Annotated in this window: 17 protein-coding genes; 8 read left to right on the top strand and 9 right to left on the bottom strand. The window is 74.6% G+C overall.

Annotated features, from left to right (window positions below; translation table 11 throughout):
• The first annotated feature begins 41 nt into the window (after window positions 1–41).
• The 3 genes from hemE (at window position 42) to hemQ (ending at window position 3,376) form a co-directional block, all read left to right on the top strand.
• Window positions 42–1,127: a uroporphyrinogen decarboxylase gene (gene hemE, locus G1H19_RS10795; RefSeq protein ID WP_235927903.1), complete on the top strand. Its 1,086-nt coding sequence runs from the start codon at window positions 42–44 to the stop codon at window positions 1,125–1,127.
• Window positions 1,124–2,494, top strand: a complete 1,371-nt coding sequence (gene hemG, locus G1H19_RS10790) for a protoporphyrinogen oxidase (RefSeq protein WP_152727516.1) — start codon at window positions 1,124–1,126, stop codon at window positions 2,492–2,494. The genes hemE and hemG overlap by 4 nt, the downstream gene beginning before the upstream one ends.
• A gap of 147 nt (window positions 2,495–2,641) precedes the next feature.
• Window positions 2,642–3,376 (top strand): hydrogen peroxide-dependent heme synthase, encoded by a 735-nt coding sequence (gene hemQ / locus G1H19_RS10785; protein WP_193616466.1) that lies wholly within the window; start codon window positions 2,642–2,644, stop codon window positions 3,374–3,376.
• A gap of 51 nt (window positions 3,377–3,427) precedes the next feature.
• Here the strand turns inward: hemQ and msrB are convergent, their stop codons facing one another.
• Window positions 3,428–3,850: a peptide-methionine (R)-S-oxide reductase MsrB gene (msrB, locus tag G1H19_RS10780; protein ID WP_152727517.1), complete on the bottom strand. Its 423-nt coding sequence runs from the start codon at window positions 3,848–3,850 to the stop codon at window positions 3,428–3,430.
• 92 nt (window positions 3,851–3,942) lie between these two features.
• Window positions 3,943–6,537 carry an ExeM/NucH family extracellular endonuclease gene (locus G1H19_RS10775; protein WP_152727518.1) on the bottom strand — a complete coding sequence of 865 codons (2,595 nt, stop codon included), beginning with the start codon at window positions 6,535–6,537 and terminating at the stop codon, window positions 3,943–3,945.
• Window positions 6,538–6,737: 200 nt separating this feature from the next.
• Here G1H19_RS10775 and G1H19_RS10770 point away from each other — a divergent pair, with 200 nt between their 5' ends.
• Entirely contained in the window at window positions 6,738–7,214 is a 477-nt protein-coding gene (locus G1H19_RS10770; RefSeq protein ID WP_152727519.1) for a hypothetical protein, read from the top strand.
• Between the two features lie 108 nt (window positions 7,215–7,322).
• On the opposite strand, the gene G1H19_RS10765 is transcribed toward G1H19_RS10770, so the two are convergent.
• Window positions 7,323–7,526 carry a cold-shock protein gene (locus tag G1H19_RS10765; RefSeq protein WP_055766945.1) on the bottom strand — a complete coding sequence of 68 codons (204 nt, stop codon included), beginning with the start codon at window positions 7,524–7,526 and terminating at the stop codon, window positions 7,323–7,325.
• Between the two features lie 241 nt (window positions 7,527–7,767).
• On the opposite strand from G1H19_RS10765, the gene G1H19_RS10760 reads away from it, so the two are divergent.
• Window positions 7,768–8,364 (top strand): hypothetical protein, encoded by a 597-nt coding sequence (locus G1H19_RS10760; protein ID WP_152727520.1) that lies wholly within the window; start codon window positions 7,768–7,770, stop codon window positions 8,362–8,364.
• A gap of 25 nt (window positions 8,365–8,389) precedes the next feature.
• Window positions 8,390–9,298 (top strand): serine hydrolase, encoded by a 909-nt coding sequence (locus tag G1H19_RS24515; protein ID WP_152727521.1) that lies wholly within the window; start codon window positions 8,390–8,392, stop codon window positions 9,296–9,298.
• Window positions 9,299–9,334: 36 nt separating this feature from the next.
• Here G1H19_RS24515 and G1H19_RS10750 read toward each other — a convergent pair whose 3' ends face one another.
• Together G1H19_RS10750 and G1H19_RS10745 are read right to left on the bottom strand one after the other, a co-directional pair.
• Window positions 9,335–10,366 (bottom strand): HAMP domain-containing sensor histidine kinase, encoded by a 1,032-nt coding sequence (locus G1H19_RS10750; protein ID WP_202925748.1) that lies wholly within the window; start codon window positions 10,364–10,366, stop codon window positions 9,335–9,337.
• 2 nt (window positions 10,367–10,368) lie between these two features.
• Window positions 10,369–11,031: a response regulator transcription factor gene (locus G1H19_RS10745; RefSeq protein WP_152727522.1), complete on the bottom strand. Its 663-nt coding sequence runs from the start codon at window positions 11,029–11,031 to the stop codon at window positions 10,369–10,371.
• Between the two features lie 255 nt (window positions 11,032–11,286).
• On the opposite strand from G1H19_RS10745, the gene G1H19_RS10740 reads away from it, so the two are divergent.
• Together G1H19_RS10740 and G1H19_RS10735 are read left to right on the top strand one after the other, a co-directional pair.
• Window positions 11,287–11,952 (top strand): ABC transporter ATP-binding protein, encoded by a 666-nt coding sequence (locus G1H19_RS10740; protein ID WP_235927901.1) that lies wholly within the window; start codon window positions 11,287–11,289, stop codon window positions 11,950–11,952.
• Window positions 11,953–11,955: 3 nt separating this feature from the next.
• Entirely contained in the window at window positions 11,956–14,427 is a 2,472-nt protein-coding gene (locus tag G1H19_RS10735) for an FtsX-like permease family protein (protein WP_152727524.1), read from the top strand.
• 26 nt (window positions 14,428–14,453) lie between these two features.
• Here G1H19_RS10735 and G1H19_RS10730 read toward each other — a convergent pair whose 3' ends face one another.
• The 4 genes from G1H19_RS10730 to G1H19_RS10715 are packed head-to-tail and all read right to left on the bottom strand — an operon-like array spanning window position 14,454 to window position 18,591.
• A complete protein-coding gene (locus G1H19_RS10730; RefSeq protein ID WP_162392288.1) occupies window positions 14,454–16,358 on the bottom strand; it encodes a glycoside hydrolase family 3 protein in 1,905 nt (634 codons plus the stop codon).
• Between the two features lie 4 nt (window positions 16,359–16,362).
• Window positions 16,363–17,421, bottom strand: a complete 1,059-nt coding sequence (locus tag G1H19_RS10725; protein WP_152727525.1) for a fumarylacetoacetate hydrolase family protein — start codon at window positions 17,419–17,421, stop codon at window positions 16,363–16,365.
• A gap of 4 nt (window positions 17,422–17,425) precedes the next feature.
• A complete protein-coding gene (locus G1H19_RS10720; RefSeq protein ID WP_152727526.1) occupies window positions 17,426–17,713 on the bottom strand; it encodes a hypothetical protein in 288 nt (95 codons plus the stop codon).
• Complete coding sequence (locus tag G1H19_RS10715) at window positions 17,710–18,591, bottom strand: DODA-type extradiol aromatic ring-opening family dioxygenase (RefSeq protein ID WP_152727527.1); 882 nt, start codon at window positions 18,589–18,591, stop codon at window positions 17,710–17,712. The genes G1H19_RS10720 and G1H19_RS10715 overlap by 4 nt, the downstream gene beginning before the upstream one ends.
• Window positions 18,592–18,632 lie beyond the last annotated feature (41 nt).

Here is an 18,632-nt window from a genome sequence, read left to right as displayed (position 1 = left end):
CCCCGGACGGTGCGCCGCGGCGTCTGGGAGGATCGGTCGTCGTGGGAGACGCGGCGAGTCAGGGTCAGGGTCCGGGGCAGCTGCCGGCCGAGCGCACGGCGCCGGGGGACTCGGACCTCGTCCGCGCCGCACGGGGCCTGCCGGTCGCCCGGACGCCGGTGTGGTTCATGCGCCAGGCCGGCCGCTCGCTGCCGGAGTACCGGGCGCTGCGGGCCGGCACGGCGATGCTCGCCGCCTGCCAGGACCCGGACCTGGTCACCGAGATCACCCTGCAGCCGGTGCGCCGGCACGGGGTGGACGCCGCGATCCTGTTCTCCGACATCGTGCTGCCGCTGGTCGTCGCAGGGGTCGACGTCGAGATCAAGCCGGGTGTCGGCCCGGTGATCGCCGAGCCGGTGCGCTCGGTGGCCGACGTGGACGCGCTGCCCCCGCTCGAGCCCGACCGGCTGGCCTTCCTGGAGACGGCGGTGCGCCAGCTGGTCTCCGAGCTCGGGCCGACGCCGCTGATCGGCTTCGCGGGTGCCCCGTTCACCCTGGCCACGTACCTGATCGAGGGCGGTCCGTCCAAGGAGCACGCCCGCACCAAGGCGTTCATGTACGCCGAGCCGGCGGCCTGGGCGCGCCTGCTGGAGCACCTGTCGGTCTCGGCGGCTGTCTTCCTGCGCGCCCAGGTGGACGCGGGGGCCTCGGCGGTGCAGCTGTTCGACTCCTGGGCCGGGGTGCTGTCGGCCGCGGACTACGCCGAGCGGGTGCTGCCGTACTCCCGGGCGGTCTTCGACGGCCTCGGCGACCGGGACGTGCCGCGGACGCACTTCGGTGTGGGCACCGGTGAGCTGCTGGCGCTGATCGGCGACGCGGGCGCGGACATGGTCGGCGTCGACTGGCGGGTGCCGCTGGACGAGGCCGCCCGCCGGGTCGGGCCCGGCTACTCGCTGCAGGGCAACCTGGACCCGGCGGTGCTGCTGGCCGACCGGGAGACGATCGACCGCGAGGTGCGCCGGATCGTGCAGCAGGGCCGGGCGGCCCGCGGGCACGTGTTCAACCTGGGCCACGGCGTGCTGCCGGACACCGACCCGGGCGCGCTGACCCACGTCGTCGAGCTGGTGCACGAGCTCACCACGCGATGAGCGCCCGGCGCGTCGTCGTCGTCGGCGCCGGGATCACCGGGCTGACGGCGGCGTGGGAGTGGCACCGGCAGCGTCCGGACGACGAGGTGGTCGTGCTGGAGGCCGGTGCGCGCACCGGCGGCAAGCTCGGCCGGGTGCAGCTCGCCGGTCGCTGGTACGACACCGGGCCTGAGGCGGTGCTGGCCCGGGTGCCGGAGGCCCTGGAGCTGGTGCACGAGCTGGGGCTGGGGGACCAGTTGGTGTCGCCGTCCACCACGCAGGCCTCGGTCGTGCTGGCCGACGGTCGGCACCCGCTGCCGGCCGGGACGCTGCTCGGCGTGCCGACCACCGCCGAGGGCCTGCTCGGTCTGCTCTCCGCCGAGGGCGTGGCCCGGGTGCGGGCCGAGGCCGACCTGCCGCCGGTGACGCTGCCCGGCGACGTCTCGGTGGGCGGGCTGCTGCGGGAGCGGGTGGGCGACGAGGTCGTCGACCGGCTGGTCGAGCCGCTCCTGGGCGGGGTCTACGCCGGGCGGGCCGACGAGCTGTCGCTGGCCGCGACGATGCCGGCGCTGGCCGCGCACCTGCCGCGCGCGGGCTCGGTGCTGGCTGCCGCGGCGGCCGCCCGGGACGCCGGGGCCCGCAGCCGGGGCGACGTGGACGGCCCGGTCTTCGCCACCCTGGCCGGTGGGATCGGGTCGCTGGCCGACGCGCTGGCCACGGGCTCCGGCGCCGTGGTGCGGCTCGGCACACCGCTGCAGTCGCTGCGCCGGGTGCCGTCCGGTCTCGAGCTGTCCGTCGGGACGGCGGCCGCGCCCGAGCTGCTCACCGCGGACGCGGTGGTGCTGACCACGCCGGCCGGGAAGACCGCCCGGCTGCTGGCCGACCTGGCGCCGGACGCGGTGGAGCCCCTGGCCGGGATCCCGTACGCGTCGATGGCCGTGCTGGCGATGGCGTTCCCGGCCCAGGACGTGGACGCCGGGTCCGGTCTGCTGGTGCCGCCGGTGGCCGGCCGGCTGGTGAAGGGCGTGACCGTGTCGTCGTCCAAGTGGCCGCACCTGGGCACCGACCTGCTCCGGGTGCGCGCCTCGGTGGGCCGGTTCCGGGACGAGGCGCAGCTGCAGCGGCCCGACGACGAGCTGGGCGCCGCGATCGTGGCCGACGTCGCCGACCTGCTGGGGCTGGAGCGGCCCCGGCCCGTGGAGACGCACCTGGTCCGCTGGGGTGGTGGGCTGCCGCAGTACCTGGTCGGCCACCCGGCGCGGGTGGACGCCGTGCGCGAGGCCGTCGCGGCCGTGCCCGGACTGGCCGTGGCCGGCGCCGCCTACCAGGGGGTGGGCGTGCCCGCCTGCATCCGGGACGCCCGCCGGGCCGTCCGCGCCCTCGTCTGACGGACGCGGGAGCCGGGTCGGGGGCCGGGGCGGTCCGGGGGTGGGGACCACCGCCGGGAAGCGTCGACCCGAGGTGACGCTTCCCACCGGACCCTGTGCACGGTGGACCGTGACCGCACCGGCGGCGGCGGGGCCACAATGAGGGGCATGAGCAGCGAGTCCAGCACCGAGACGACCACCGAGCAGCGCAGCATCGGCAAGCGCGCGAACGAGCTCAACGCGACCATCCGCTACACCATGTGGTCGGTCTTCCGGGTCGACCGCCCGCTGGGCGACGAGGCCCGGCACCGCGTCGCCGACGAGGTCAGCGAGCTGTTCGCCGAGCTGGCCGGCAAGGACGTCGTCGTCCGCGGCACCTACGACGTCGCCGGGCTGCGTGCCGACGCGGACCTGATGATCTGGTGGCACGCCGAGACGCCGGAGGCCCTGCAGGAGGCGTATTCCCGGCTGCGGCGCACCGCGCTGGGCCGGCACCTCGCGCCCGTGTGGTCGCAGATGGCGCTGCACCGGCCGGCGGAGTTCAACCGCAGCCACATCCCGGCGTTCCTGGCCGACGAGGAGCCGCGCCGCTTCGTCTGCGTGTACCCGTTCGTGCGCAGCTACGAGTGGTACCTGCTGCCCGACGAGGAGCGCCGGGACATGCTCAAGGAGCACGGCATGCAGGCCCGGCCCTACCCGGACGTGCGCGCCAACACCGTCGCCTCGTTCGGGCTGGGCGACTACGAGTGGATGCTCGCCTTCGAGGCCGACGAGCTGCACCGCATCGTGGACCTGATGCGCGACCTGCGCGCCAGCCGCGCCCGCCGGCACGTGCGCGAGGAGATCCCCTTCTACACCGGCACCCGCAAGGCCGTCGCCGAGCTGGTCGCCGACCTGCCCTGAGAGTGTGCCCGGCGGCGCCCGGCGCCCCTGGGAGGGGCGCCGGGCGAGCGGTCAGGCCTCGGCGGGGTGCAGCCGGATGCTCACCGAGTTGATGCAGTACCGGTCGCCGGTGGGGGTCTGCGGCGCGTCCTCGAAGACGTGGCCCAGGTGGCTGTGGCAGCTGCCGCAGAGCACCTCGACGCGGCGCATGCCCAGGCTGCGGTCCTCCCTGAGCACGACGTTGTCGGCCGAGGTCGGCTCGTAGAACGACGGCCAACCGCAGTGCGAGTCGAACTTGGTCTCCGAGGTGAACAGCTCGGCCCCGCACGCGCGGCAGGAGTAGGTGCCCGAGGTCTTCGTGTCGGTGTACTCACCGACCCACGGACGCTCGGTGCCGGCCTGGCGGAGCACCGCGTACTCCTCGGGGGAGAGCTGGGCCCGCCACTCGGCGTCGGTCTTCGTCACCGTCGGCTGCTTCTCTGCGGAGGTCGTCATGACGTCCACGGTACGACCGGGCCGCCACGGCCGGCGCCACCACGACCGCGGTCGGTCCCCCGCCGGGCGGTGCCGCCCGGCGGGGGACGACGTCACCGGTCCAGCACGATGGAGGTGCTGGCCTGCTCACCCGTCGCGCCGGTCAGCAGCACCGGGTAGGTGCCCTTCCGGAAGCCCTGCGGCACGGTGTACTGGATGCGCACCACGCCGTCGACGCCGGCGACCGCGGTCCCGAGCGTCGCCCGGTTCTTGTTCGGCTCACCGGGGAAGGTGGCCGTCACCTGCTCGCCGTTGTCGAACGCCGTCCCGGTCACGGTGACCACGTCGCCCCGTGTGGCGGCGGCGGAGCTCACCGCCGCCGTGGCCGGGGTGTCGGTGTCGATGCCGAACACGGTCGGGTTGTGGTCGCTGGACCGGTAGGCGTACGGCGCGTACAGCGGCTCGTAGCCGCCGTACTCGTAGGCGGGGGACTCCACGGCGTTGATGTCCCACACGGCCAGGTCGGTGATCTTCGGGACGATCGACCGGGATGCGAGGACGTGGTCCAGCGAGCCCGACCCACCACCGAACACGTAGCTGTACTGGCCCTCGGCGAGCACCGGGCCGAGGTCGGTGAAGCCCGCGGCGGTGAGGACGTCGATCGGGTCCTCGTAGCGGTAGGCGTTGAAGTCACCGGTCAGCAGCACGTCCGGGTCGCCGGTGGAGGTCGCCAGCCGGCCGGCGAAGTCCGCGAGCGCCCGGGCCTGGGCCACCCGGTCGCCGTTGCAGTTGCCGCCCGCGGTGTCCGGCACGTCGCTGCCCGCGCCGCAGCTGCTGCCCTTGGACTTGAGGTGGTTGGCCACGATGGTGAACACCTCGCCGTCGGCGTCGAAGGTCTGCGCGATCGGGGTGCGCGCGTTCGCGAAGACGCTCAGGTCCGCGGGCACCTGCGGGCCGCCCACCGGGGTGACCTCGTCCGTGCGGTAGACGATCGCGTTGGTGATCACGTCGGTGTCCTCGCTGGCCCGGACGTAGTCCCAGGTGTTGCCGTCGGCCGCGCTCAGGGCCGCGAGCAGGGTCTCCACCGCCCGGTACGGGGTCGCCGGGGTGGTCACCGAGCTGTTCTCGATCTCGTGCAGGGTGATCACGTCGGCGTCCAGGGCGGTGAGCGCGGTGACGATCTTCGCCTGCTGCTGGGCCAGCTCTGCCGCGTCCGGCGCACCGCGGGAGTTCCCGCCGAAGGTGACGAAGTAGTTCAGCACGTTGAAGTCGGCCACCCGCAGGTCGCCACCGACCGCCGGCGGGGCCGCCGGCCGGGGGTTGGTCGGCGTGAAGGTGGTGCCGTCGGCGCTGCCGTCGGCCGGCTGCAGGCGCCAGGTGCCGAAGCCGTAGCCCAGCACGGTCGGCTGGAGGACGGCGGTGTCACCCACCCGGACCGGGTCGTCGACCGTCAGGTACGGCGGGGCCTGGCCACCCGTGTCCAGGCGGGCCGTCCGGGCGTCGTCGAGCAGGATCGAGCGGGCCGCGTTGGCGGCGGCGACCGCCTCGGCGGGGGCACCGGTCTCGGCGGCCTCGGTGGGCGTCAGCAGTCGCCCACCCTGGGCCAGTTGGGTCTCCCCGAAGCGGTCCAGGTTGAACAGCTCGGTCACGGTCAGACCGGCGGGCGGGGCGACGAGCATGCCCTCCAGCGCCTCGCGCTGCGCGTCGGTCGACGGCAGCGGCAGCGCGGTGGCGGCCGGCTGCGGAGCGATGCCGCACTCCACGTAGCGGGTCCCGCCGAGCTGGGTCTGACCGTTGAACTCCGCGGGGGTGCCGGTCACGGTCACCACGTCGCCGAGGTCGACGGCGGCGCCGCCCGGGGCGTAGACGAACACGCCGTCGGAGGTGGCCGCGTCGCCGTCCCCGGCGTCCTGGACGTAGAAGCCGTCCAGCCCGCCGTCCTGCACGTCACCGACGACGGTGCCGCGGACGGTGACCGGGGTGGTGACCGCGGTGGCGGCACCGGTGCCCTGCACCGAGCCGATCGTCGCCACGGCGGCGTCGCAGGCCGGCCCGACCGGGGGCTCCGGGTCGACGGGCGGGGTGACCGTGCCGCCGGCGGTCGGGGTGGGCGCACCCACGGTGAAGTCCGTGCTGTTGACGTCGGTGTCCGGGCCCGCGGTGCGGGCGGCCGAGGTGGTGCTGCTCGGGTTCGGCGTCACCGGGGCACCCTCGCCGCCGACCGCGGTGCTGCCGTAGCCGACGAGGTCGCGCACGGTGGCGGTACCGGCGCAGGCGGTCCCGCAGGTGAGGGCGGCGCTGCCGGTGGACAGGGCCACCTTCCCGGCGCCCGCGCCCATCGCGATCGACCCGGTGGCGTCCGGCGTCGGCAGGTCGGTGGTTCCGCCGGTGCCTGCGGCCTGCTGCACGAGGTACGTGCCGCCGGCCGGGATGGTGCCGGTGAGCGGGGTGACCTGCCAGGAGGTGCCGACCGCGGAGGCGTACTGCACCGACCAGCCGGTCACGTCGACCGGCGCGGTCGAGCGGTTGGCCAGCTCGATGAAGTCGTTGCGCAGGGTGGCGCCGGAGTTGCCGCCGCCCCCGTAGACCTCGTTGATGACGACGTCGGGCGAGACCGCCGACGCCGGGGCCGCGACGGCGAGACCGCCGGCGGCCAGGGACCCCACGACCGCGCCGAGGACGGCGGGGCGGGTGATGCGTGTGGACACAGGGCTCCTCGTGGGCTGCGGTCAGCAGTCCATCGGTGACAGGGGGTCATGGACGATCCTGCCAAGGACCCGGCGTCCGATGGTGAACAGCTGGTTACCAGTGCTCATGACCCAGGCGAACGGCGCCCTCGCTGCCCCGAGCCCGTCTCGTACCGTGGGTGGGCTGCGCCGCACCCGGCGGGCGGCGTGCAGGAGGACCCATGACCCAGCCCGACCCGCAGCCCGGCACCGAGTTGCTGCGGGACACCTGGTTCCGCCGCGACCTGCCGGTGCTGCGCGCGGTCGCCCGGCTCGTCGACGACCCCGAGCACGGTGGCGCGCCCTACCTGGGTGCGGTGGTGCCGGCCAGCGGCCTGCCCAAGCCGGAGGTGGTGGCTGCCGCCGGCGCCCTGCGCACCGCCGGACTGGTCGAGGTGCTGACCAACTACGCCGGCGAGGTGGTCCGGTTCACCGGCGTCTCGTCCCAGGCCCGGCGGATCGTCGGGCTCTGGCCGACGCCGCAGACCGAGTGGGCCCGGCTGCGCGAGCAGGTGGGCGCCCGCGCGCAGAACGCGATGACCGACGTGGAGCGCGCCCGCTGGCAGACGCTGGCCGAGGCGGTCGACGGGCTGGGCCCGGACGACGGGCCGCTGCTGATGGCCGCGCTGATCGGCGGCTACGTGCCTCGCAGCAGGTAGCCGTCCGTCGTCCCCGGACCCCGGGAACGACGGAACCCCCTCCCGGTGACCCGGGAGGGGGTTCTGCCGTTGCTCAGGTGGCTGGGGTCAGCCACCCGGTCTCAGAGATCAGACCGGGTTGACGTTCGCAGCCTGCGGGCCCTTCTGGCCCTGCTCGACGTCGAACGAGATCCGCTGACCCTCGTCCAGGGAGCGGTAGCCGCTCGTCTGGATGGCCGAGTAGTGGACGAACACATCAGGTCCGCCACCATCGGGAGTGGCGAAGCCAAACCCCTTCTCGGCGTTGAACCACTTGACAGTACCTTCGGGCATTGCTCGCTCCTAGCTGAGGTCGTGCGTCGGGGTCCTGCCAACATGCAGGGCCTTCCCGACACCGAGAGCCTATCCACATCCGGCCGGTTTGTGCACCACCGGCCCCCGTGAGGTTGTCGCCGGAGCCGACACCGGTACCCGGAGGGGTCAGTGGGCCCGGGTCCGGAGCCACCGTGCCGCAGCACGCAGCGCCGGGCCGCGCCTGCACCGCGTCGCCGCGGCGCGCCCGGCCGTCGGCCGGATGGCGACGCACCTGGGCAGCGGTGGTGGGCACCGTCCTGGCCGGGGTGTGCTGTCGGTGCTGATCGGTCTGCTGCTCTGGTCGACGGTCCCGGTGCTGCTGGTCGACGACCCGGACCAGCCCGGCAGGCTGCGGCCGCACCGGCTGGCGTCGGTGGCCGCCGACGGCGGGCTCGTCCCGCGTGGCGACGCCGACGCGGCCGCCGACCGGACGCCGGTGCGGCTCGAGGCCGCGCACGTGGTCGGCGCGCTCTGGCACCTGGCCACCGTCACCCTGTCCAGCACCGCCGGATCGGTCCTGGACGTCGACGGGGCGGCCGTCGCCTCGAGCGCCACCATGGTCGGCGGCGAGGCGGAGGAGGCGCCCTGGCGTCTGGGCTTCGACGAGCTGAGCACCGAGCCCTGGCCGGCGAGGCCCGCCAGCGACCACTTCGCCGGCTGGATGGCCGGGGCCTCGTCCTGGGCGAGCGTGGCCCTGCCGGCGTCCCTGGTCGCCGAGCACGCGCGCGCCGGTCGCTCACGGCACCGGCCGGTCGGGGCCCCCGCGACGGGCATCCCTGGTGAGGGCGGGATAAGGGGAACGCTGACCGGCGGATGAGGCTGCTTCCCGGAACCTCCACCTCGTGACCAGGACGTCTCTGCAGCCCACCGTCGCCCTCCCTCGTCGTGCCGCGGCGCCGACGTCGGAGCGGTCGAGCCGCCGCACCGCCTACCGCCGCGGCCGGCCGGTCCGTCGCCGGCGGGGTGCCGGCGGCCTGGCCGTCGCCCTCTCCGCCGTCCTGGCCGGCTGGCTGGCCGCCCACTCGGGCGTCGTGGACGTGTCCGCGCTGCGGGGGAGGCCGCCGGTGACGGCCGCGTCCGGCGGGGAGGTCTCGGTCGTCGTGCTGGACGGCTCGGGCGCCGAGACGGTCTCGGAGGACGCCGGATCGACGCACTGGACCGCCTCGCTGGCCAAGTTGTTCGTCGTCCAGCAGCTGCTGGAGCAGGACGAAGCCGGCACCCTCACCCTGGACGACGCCGACCGGGCCCTGATGGAGCGGGCCGTCGAGGTCTCCGACGACCAGGCGATGAACAGCCTCTGGCAGGACTTCGGTGGCGCGCAGCTGGTCACCGCCGCGGCCGAGGAGTTCGGACTGGACGACACCGCCCCACCCGCGCGGTCCGGGCGGTGGGGCGAGACGACCACCACGGCGGCGGACTTCGCCACCTTCCTGTCCGACCTGGGCGCGCACCTGTCCGCCCAGGACCTGGCGACCATGACCGCCTGGATGCGGTCGGCCGCCCCCACCGCCGCCGACGGCTTCGACCAGTCCTTCGGGCTGCTGTCGGACCAGGCGGACACCGAAGGCGCGGTGGCGGGCAAGCAGGGGTGGATGTGCTGCCTGGACGACCGCCGCCAGCTGCACTCCACCGGGGTGCTGACCGACGGGCGGGTGGTCGTGCTGCTCGGCGAGTTCCCGGCCGGCACGTCCTGGCAGGAGGCCCAGGCCGCCCTGACGGCCACCGCCGAGTCGGTGGTCGAGAGCCGATGACCGGGCCGCGGCCGGCGGGCGCGCGCGGGCGGCCGGTCAGGTCGGTGCGGGCAGCTCCACCGTCACGTCGAGGCCACCGGCCACGGGAGCGGCGGCCTCGATGTGGCCCGCGTGCGCCTGGGTGATCGACCGGGCGATCGTCAGCCCGAGCCCGGCACCCGCGCTGTGGTCCAGCCGGTCCCCGCGTCCCCGGCGGAAGGGCTCGAACAGCCGGGAGACGGACTCGGCCGGCACGACCGGGCCGGTGTTGGTCACCCGCAGCACCGGCTGTCCGGGCCCCACCCGCAGGCACACCTCACCGCCGGGGACGTTGTACTTGATGCCGTTGTGCACGAGGTTGGTGATCAGGCGCTCCAGGAGCGTGGCCTCACCGGCCACGGTCACCGGCTCGAGCTCGGTCTCCAGCCGGACCCCGGCGGCATCGGCCAGCTGACGGTGGACCGCGACGACGTCGGCGGCAATCGCGTCCAGCCGCTGCGGGGTGCGCGCCACGACGGCCTGGTCGGCCTCGGCCAGCACCAGCAGGCTCTCGATGAGGGCCTCGTTGCGCTCGTTGGTGTGCAGCAACTGCCGGGTGAGCAGCTGCAGCTGGTCCGGTGTCGGGTCCCCGGACATCCCGACCTCGATCAGCGTCCGCTGCAGCGCCAGGGGGGTGCGCAGCTCGTGCGAGGCGTTGGCGGCGAACCGGCGCTGGCCCGCGTGACCCTCCGCGACCCGGTCGAGCATGGCGTCGATCGCCCCGGCGAGGCTCCCGTACTCACCCCTGCCGGAGGCCTGGTCCGTCCGCTCGGCGACGTTCTGCGGACCGAGCCGGCGCACGGTGGCGCTGAGCTGGCGCAACGGACGCCCGCACCACAGCGTCAGTCCGACCAGCACGGCCAGCAGCAGGCCGGTGCCCAGGGCCAGCTCGACGATCGTCCACGGGACGGACACCTGCCCCAGCGAGGTGCCGCGCACGGTGCCCCAGATGGCGTCCGCCCGGTCCAGCGCCCAGGCCGCGACGACCGGGCCGATGAGCAGGCAGGCGCACAGGCTGAGGAAGACGCGCTGACGTTGGGTGGGTCGCACGGTCAGCCGTGCCCCAGCCGGTAGCCGACCCGGTGCACCGTGTGCAGGACCGGCGGGTCGCCCAGCTTGCGGCGCAAGGTCATCACGGCGACCCGGACGGCGTTCGTGAAGGGGTCCGCGTGCTCGTCCCACGCCTGTTCGAGCAGCTGCTCGGCGGTCACGATCTGTCCCTCGGCGCGCATGAGCACGGTCAGCACGGCGAACTCCTTGGGCGTCAGCGACAGCAGCCGGCCGTCCCGCGACGCGGTGTGCCGGGAGACGTCGAGCACGATGCCGTGCTGGTCGAGGACCGGCGGGGTGATCGCCCCCGACCGCCGCCCGAGCGCCTGGACGCGCGCGGCCAGCTCGGCGAACGCGAAGGGCTTGGTGAGGTAGTCGTCGGCGCCCAGGGACAGGCCGTCCACGCGGTCCCGGATGCCGGCGGCCGCGGTGAGCATCAGCACGCGGACGCCGGTGCGGCTGCCCACGATGTACCGGCACACCTCGTCTCCGGTACGGCCGGGCATGTCACGGTCGAGCACCGCGACGTCGTAGCGGTGCACCGAGACCAGGTCCACCGCGGCGTCGCCGTCGTAGCAGACGTCCACGGCGATGGACAGCCGGCGCAGCCCCTCGGCCACGGTCTCCGCGAGCAACCTCTCGTCGTCGGCCACGAGCACGCGCATCGGCCCCTCCGGTTCCTGTCACACATCGACGGCGCGCTGCACCAGGATGCCCGGTCGGTCGTGAAGGCGGCATAAGGGGAAGTCCTACGGCCGCCCGACACCGCCCCCTGCACCCTCCATGACGTCTCGTTCCCGCCTCTGGAGGCAGCAGTGTCCATCCCCGTCATGACCGTCGCGGCTGAGCCCGCGGCACCTCCTCCCGCTGCCGTCAGCGCCCGTGACCTCCGCAGGACGTACGGCTCGGGTGAGACGGCCGTGCACGCGCTCGACGGGGTCGACGTCGCGTTCGCACGCGGCGCCTTCACCGCCATCATGGGGCCGTCGGGCTCCGGCAAGTCCACGCTGCTGCACTGCCTCGCCGGCCTGGACACCACCACCTCGGGCTCGGTGTGGTTGGGCGACACCGAACTGACCGGCTCGAGCGACGAACAGCTGACCGCGCTGCGTCGTCAGCGGATCGGCTTCGTGTTCCAGGCGTTCAACCTGCTGCCCACGCTGTCCGCGCAGGAGAACATGGTGCTGCCGATGCAACTGGCCGGACAGCGCCCCGACCGCGCCTGGACGGACGCGGTGGTCGGCCGGCTCGGCCTGCGCGACCGGCTCCGGCACCGGCCGCACGAGCTCTCCGGCGGACAGCAGCAGCGGGTGGCCGTCGCCCGCGCCCTGCTCCCTCGCCCCGACGTCGTCTTCGCCGACGAGCCCACGGGCAACCTGGACAGCCGGGCCGGCACCGAGGTGCTCGGCCTGCTCCGCTCCGCCGTCCGGGAGACCGGTCAGACCGTCGTCATGGTCACCCACGACCCGATCGCGGCCGCCCACGCCGACCGTGTGGTGCTGCTGGCCGACGGTCGCCTGGCCGGCGAGGTCCACCGGCCGACCAGCGACTCGATCATCGACGCGCTGCGCGGGCTCGGGAGCTGACCCGTGCTCGCAGTCACCCTGGCCGGCATCCGGGCTCACCTGCCCCGGCTCGTCGCCTCCACCCTGGCCATCGTCACCGCCGTCGGCTTCGTCGTGGCCACGCTGACACTGGACCAGACCGCGCGGGACACCGTGCTCGAGGCCACCGCGGCCGAGTACGTCGACGCCAGCGTGGTCGTCGTCGGCGAGGGCGGCACGGGCGTGGGCGACCTGGTGGGCGCGGTGGCCGCTGTGGACGGCGTCCGCGCGGTCGACCCCTCGGTGGAGATCGCCATGACGGCCCGCGTCCCCGGGCGGGCCGGGGAGCTGGGCATGGAGGTCGAGTCCGTCGCCGACGACCCGGCGCTGCGCTGGCAGCACCTGACCGACGGGGCGCTGCCGACCGGCCCGGGCCAGATCGCGGTGAGCGAGCGTGTCGGCGCCGCCGTCGGTGACGTCCTCCAGGTGTCCACCTACGACACCCAGGGCGTGCTGGTCACCAGCGACCTGACCGTGACCGGGGTGGTCGACCTGGGCAGCGACGCGACGGCGGGTCGCTCCGGTCGAGGCTTCGTCACCGCGCAGCAGGCACAGAGCTGGGGCCCGATCGACTCCGGCGAGCTGCGGATCGCCGGGACGGCCGGCACCGACGCCGACGCCCTGGCCGCCGTGGTGCGCGGCTCGGTGCCCGACACGGGTGTCACCGTGCGCACCGGGGCCGAGCAGGCCGAGCTCGCCGCCCGGGCGGTGCTCGGCGACACCGGCGTCCTCACCGAGGCCCTGCTGGCCTCCGCCGCCGTCGCCGTGCTGGTCGCGGGCCTGGTCATCGCCAACACGTTCGCCGTGCTGCTGGCCCAGCGGACCCGCGACCTGGCGCTGCTGCGCCTCGTGGGTGCCACCGCCCGGCAGGTCCGCCGCGGGGTCCTCGGGGAGGCAGCCGTCACCGGGCTGCTCGCCTCCGCGCTGGGCGTGCTCGCGGGGGTCGGACTGGCTGCGGCCGTCTCGGCGATCGTCGGGGCCACCGACTCCGCGATCGCGCTGTCCGGCCTCTCCGTCCCGCCGTCCGCGGTCGCCACGGGGCTGGCGGTCGGCACGCTGACCACGGTGATCGCCGCACTGCCTCCGGCCCGGGCCGCCACCCGGGTCGCCCCGCTCGCCGCACTGCGGCCGACCGACCCGGCACCGCTCCGCTCCCGCGGCGGGGTGGCCCGGCTCGGCGGTGGCCTGCTCCTGGTGGGCTCGGGCGTCGCGCTGCAGGCGATCGGCGTCGCGTCCGCGGAGTTCCTCGCCACGCTGGCCGGCGTGGTGCTGAGCGCGCTGGGCGGTCTGCTGCTCGCGCAGCGGGCGGTGCCCCCGGTCGTCGCCCTGGCCGGCCGGCTCGTCGCCCGGGTCGGCGGCCTGCCGGCCCGCCTGGCGGCCGGCAACGCCAGCCGCGACCCGCACCGGACGGCGACCACCGTGATCGCCCTGACGATCGGGGTCACCCTGACCACCGCGATGGTGGTCGCGACCAGCTCGGCTCGGGCCACCGCCGGGGCCGGACTGGCGGCCAGGTACCCGACCGACGTGATCGTGGGCGCCTACGACGCGATGCCGGAGTCGGTGCAGCAGCAGCTGGCGACCGCGGACGGCGTGGTGGCGTCCACCGGCGTGATCAGGGCGAGCGTCGTCGACCCGGCCCGTCCGGACCTCCCCGTGGAGGTGGACGGGGTCGACCCGACGCAGGCACTGCCGGTGCTGCGGTCCGCGGACCGGACGACGCTGCCCCGGCCGGGCGAGATGGTCGTGCCGACGTGGAGCCTGGGGCGTCTGGGCGTGCAGGCAGGGGACGCGCTGACGCTCGTCTCCGGCGACCGGTCGCAGACGTTCACCGTCGTGTCCGGTGAGGAGAGCAGCTTCACGGTGACCGCCGACGACCTGCTCCGGCTGGCGCCCGACGCGACGGTGCAGACGATGTGGCTGAGGCTGGCCGACGGCATCGACCAGATCGCCGCCGTCGACGAGATCGCCGCCCTGGCCGAGAGCGGGCTGCCCGCCTCGGAGGTGACCGGGACGGCCAGCGAGCGGGCGACGACGGACGCCCTGCTCGACACGCTGCTGCGTGTCGGGACCGGCCTGCTCGCCGTGGCCGTGCTCATCGCGCTGATCGGGGGCGGGAACACCCTCGCCCTGTCGGTGGTCGAGCGGCGCCAGGAGACCGGTCTGCTGCGGGCCCTGGGGCTGACCCGGGGTCAGGTGCGTGTGCTGCTGGCCTGGGAGGCGGTCCTCGCCGCCGGGGTCGCCGCCGTGCTCGGCGTCGTGGCGGGCGGCGCCTACGGCCTCGCCACGGTCAGCTCGGCCCTGGCCGAGGACGGCGGGGCCGTGGTGCTGGCCGTCCCGTGGCTGCAGGTCGGCGCGATCGTCGTCGTTGCCACGGTTGCCGGGCTGCTGGCCTCGGTGGCCCCGGCCCGCCGTGCGGCCAGGACCCCTCCGGTGGCGGCCGTCGCCGGCGGCTGACCGACGCCTCGTCGCCCTGGCACAGCTCAGCTCCCTGGAGCGGCACGTCCCGACGACGACGCAGGCGCGGCGGTGACGTGCTCCCGACCTCGGCCGGCGGGCGCAACGGTCTGACCGGCGCCCACCGGGTACAGCGGGTCCGCGGTGTCCGAGGGCACGTCGGGACGGCTGGCCCGTACGGCGGCCATGGAGCGGGGCAGCTCGAACGGCAGCCGCCCGCGCGGGGCGATCGCACCGCTCAGCGCGTCGAGCAGTGCGGTGTCCGAGCAGCCGTAGCTGGCGGTCAGCACCGTGACCACGCCGTCGAACGGGGTGAGCACGGCCGGCCGGTCGAGGGTGACGTCGAGGACCACCGGCACCTGCGCGGCCAGCGCGGTGACCCGCTCCACCACGTCGGCCGGGAAGTCCAGCGACCCCTGGTGGAACATCGCCTCCAGGAAGTAGCGGTCGCGCGGCTCGAAGGGTGCCTGCAGCCGCACCAGCGCCAGGTCGGCGTCGGCCGGGTCGTCCACGACCACCCCGTAGCCGGCGGCGACCTCCGGGCCGACGCCCTCGACGTACAGCCGGCGCCCGGGGGCGAGCGGCAGCTCCGCGGCGCCGGCCAGCACGGTCACCGACTCCGCCTGGGTCCGGTGCCCGGCAGCCCGGAACGGCGCGGCACCGACCACCTGCTCCGCCGCGTCCTCGTCGACGTAGGGGTCGTCGAAGAGCCCGAGCCGGACCTTGACCAGCAGCAGCCGGCGCACCGACTCGTCGACGCGCCGCTCGTCGAGCCGCCCGTCGGCCAGCAGCTCCAGCACCAGGTCCGTGCGGACCTCACCGCCGAACTGGTCGGCGCCGGCGTCGAGCACCCGGGCCACCCGGTCGACGGGGGACAGGTGCTCGACCCCCCAGGCCTTGGCGGGGAAGGGCTTGCCGAACAGCTCGATGTCGGTGACCAGACCCCAGTCGGTGAGCACCACGCCGTCGTAGCCGAGCTGTTCGCGCAGCAACCCGGTGAGGATCTGCCGGTTGAAGCCGAACGCGACCTCCTCGACCGGCTCGCCGTCCAGCTCCAGCCCGACCGGCATGCCGTAGTAGGGCATGACCGCGCTGGTGCCGGCGGCGATCGCCGCGCGGAACGGCTCGAGGTGCTCGGCGAAGCGCCCGCCGGGGTAGACCTGCGCGCGGCCGTAGGGGAAGTGCGGGTCCTCGCCGTCGGCCTGCGGGCCACCGCCGGGGAAGTGCTTGGTGGTGCAGGCGACGCTGGCCGGGCCCAGGTGCTCGCCCTGCATGCCGCGCAGGAACGCGGTCACGAACGCCGAGGACAGCGCCGCGTCCTGACCGAAGGTCTGCCCCTGCCGTCCCCAGCGGGGCTCGGTGGCCAGGTCGACCTGCGGGTGCAGCGCGGCCCGCAGCCCCAGTGCCAGGTACTCGCGGCGGACGACGTCGGCGAACTCGGCGACCCGCTGGACGTCCCCGATCGCGGCCAGCCCCAGCGACTCGGGCCACTGGGACAGCGACCCCGCCTCGAGGGACACCCCGCTGTTCTCGGTGAAGCCGTGCCGCGGGTCGGTGGACAGGGTGACCGGGATGCCGTGCGGGGTCTGCTCGGCCAGCTCCTGCACCGCGTTGACCCACTGCGCGGTCTCCCGCGCCGTGGGCAGGGTGTGCACGTTGAGGTGGTTGACCAGTCGCTCGCCGACCAGCTCGCGGGTCGTGTAGGGGCTGACGCCGGCCGGTTCGTCGTGCTCGCCGGGCCGGCCGACGCCGATGATGGTGTGGAAGAGGAGCCCGGCCTTCTCCTGCCTCGACAGCCGGGGGAGCAGGTCGGCGGTCCGCTCCTCGGCCGACAGGCGGGGGTCCTCGTACGGCGCCATCACCCCGTCGCCGTCCAGGTCCCGAAAGCGGGTGCCGTCGGGGGAGACGGCGGTGCGCCGCGTGCTGGTCACCCGGTCAGCTCGCGGGGAAGTCGCCGAAGTGCGGCGTGCGCCCGTGCGCGTCCTCGGCGACGCAGCGGTTCCGCTGCGAACCGAGGTAGGTGATCGTGCTGTCGATGACGTCGCCGTCGGCGAGGAAGCGGCCGTGGTGCTTCCCGTTCCCGGGCGGGGAGCCCATGACGATCATGTCCCCGGGGGTGAGCCGGACCCGCTCGGAGGCGTAGGCCACGAACTGCTCGGGCCGGAAGATGAGGTCGGCGGTCGGCCAGTCCTGCATCACCTGCCCGTTCACCGACAGGGTGGTGCGGATCGTGTCGTCGAGGGTGAAGAACTGCGCCGGGACGACGAACGGGCCGGCCGGCTTGAACGTCGGCTGGTGCTTGCTCACCCAGTCGTAGCCCCACGGGATGTCGGTGCGCCGGAACAGGTCGACCGTGCCCAGGTCGTTGACGATCGTGTAGCCGGCGATCTTCTCCAGCGCCTCGTCCGGGGTGAGCAGCCGGCCGGTGCCGCCGAGGACGACGCCCAGCTCCAGCTCCCAGTCCGGCTCGTTGCCCAGCACCGGCAGCACCACGTCGTCCTGGGCGCCGACCAGGGAGGAGTGCAGCCCGGTCCAGAAGAACGGCACGCCCTCGCGGGAGCGGGTCTCCATGAGCTCCAGGTTGCGGGCGAAGAAGTCCTCGTCGCTCTCCCCGGGGCGCCGGTTGTGCTGGTTGAACTCGTTCTTGGTGAGCATCTGCGCCGAGTGCGTCTTGTAGTTCGCCCCGGCCGCGAGCAGGTTGGGGTGGCTCAGCGGCGGCAGCGGGCGCAGGCCCGCCAGCGGCCGGGTCGGGCGGCTGCCGGAGGCCCAGAGGTCGCCGACCACCTGCAGGTTGCGGGTCCAGTCGTCGAAGACCGCGTGCAGGTCCGGGAACGTGCCGGACAGGTCGGTGACGGTGCCGTCCGAGCCGACCAGGGCCGGGAAGCGGCGGTCGCCCTCGGCGTAGCTGGCCAGCGCGAAGCTGTCCCGGCGCAGGCCGGTGGCCTCGTCGACCGGGTGCTCCGGGGTGCGGGTGGCGGGGGTGACTGCGGTCATCGGGTCAGGTCTCCAGGTCGCCGAGTTCGAGGCCCCTCAGCGCCTCGAGGTAGGCCTCGAAGAAGGGGATCGTGAAGCCGCCGTTGAGGCGCAGTGCGAAGTTGTAGAGCAGGAACGGGTGCACGCCGAGCTGGAACAGCCCGCGCACGTCGCCCTTCGCCAGCGCGGTGCTCTCCTGGTCGGTGAGGTCGCGGCCGGCCAGGGCCTGCGCCGGGTCGTCCTTGAGCTGCTGCGCCAGCTCGCCGTCGGCGGCCACCTCCCACATCGTCCGGTGGGTCGCGTACCGGCTCATCGGGCCGCTCCGGCCGGGGTGCGGGCCGCCTGCTCGCCCCAGGCCAGGAAGCCGGTGGGCGGGCCGAAGGTGCTGGAGATCTTCTCGGCGAACACGGGCGCCTCGCCGCCCACCGCGCCGAGGGCGAACAGGTAGTCCATGAACCCGGGTGTCCCGCTGCCGAGCGCCGACAGGGTCTCGTAGGTGCTCTCCGCGATCAGCGTCCCGGTGTCACCGGAGGTGATCTGTTCCCAGACGCGGGTGTCCCACGGTGTCTCCGGCTGGGTGAGGAACCGGCCCATGGCGGGCCCGCCGATCGCGTTGGACAGGTGCCCGCTGGCGATCACCGCCACCCGCAGGTCCGCCGGGTGCGCCTCGATCATCTCGCGCACGGCCGAGCCCAGGTCGTAGAAGCGACGCCCGGTCGCCACCGGCGGCGCCATCACGTTGGTGAAGATCGGGACGACGGGCATGTCCTGCTCGGGCCGCAGGAAGTTCAGCGGCACGGTGAACCCGTGGTCGAGCAGGAAGTCGTCGCTGTAGGAGAAGTCGATGCCGCGGGCGAGCCCCTGCCTGAGCAGGTGCCGGGCCACGTCGCCCTCCAGCGCCGTGTCGTAGGGCGCGATGCCGAACAGCTCCTGCTCGTGCGGGAACGGGCCGCGGGCCCGGGCGGCCTTGCCGATCAGAAAGGTCGGCATGTTGTCGAAGAACCACTGGTTGAAGTGGTCCCCGGAGACGACCACGAGCAGGTCGGGCTGCGCGGCGGCCAGTCGCTCCCGGAGCACGGCGAACTGGGCGATCGTGCGCTGCAGCGGCTCGGGCGAGGCAGCACCGCGGGCGGCGATGCCGGGCAGCGTCGGGTCGTGTGGGGTGCACAGCACCTGCACCACGGAGGCCATGGGTTTCCTCTCAGCACGCACCTGCCGGGTCCCGGTCGGCC

The sequence above is a fragment of the Goekera deserti genome (genome assembly GCF_010685995.1).
GTDB classification, from domain to species: domain Bacteria; phylum Actinomycetota; class Actinomycetes; order Mycobacteriales; family Geodermatophilaceae; genus Goekera; species Goekera deserti.
This window is presented reverse-complemented; position numbering and strand designations above follow the sequence as displayed.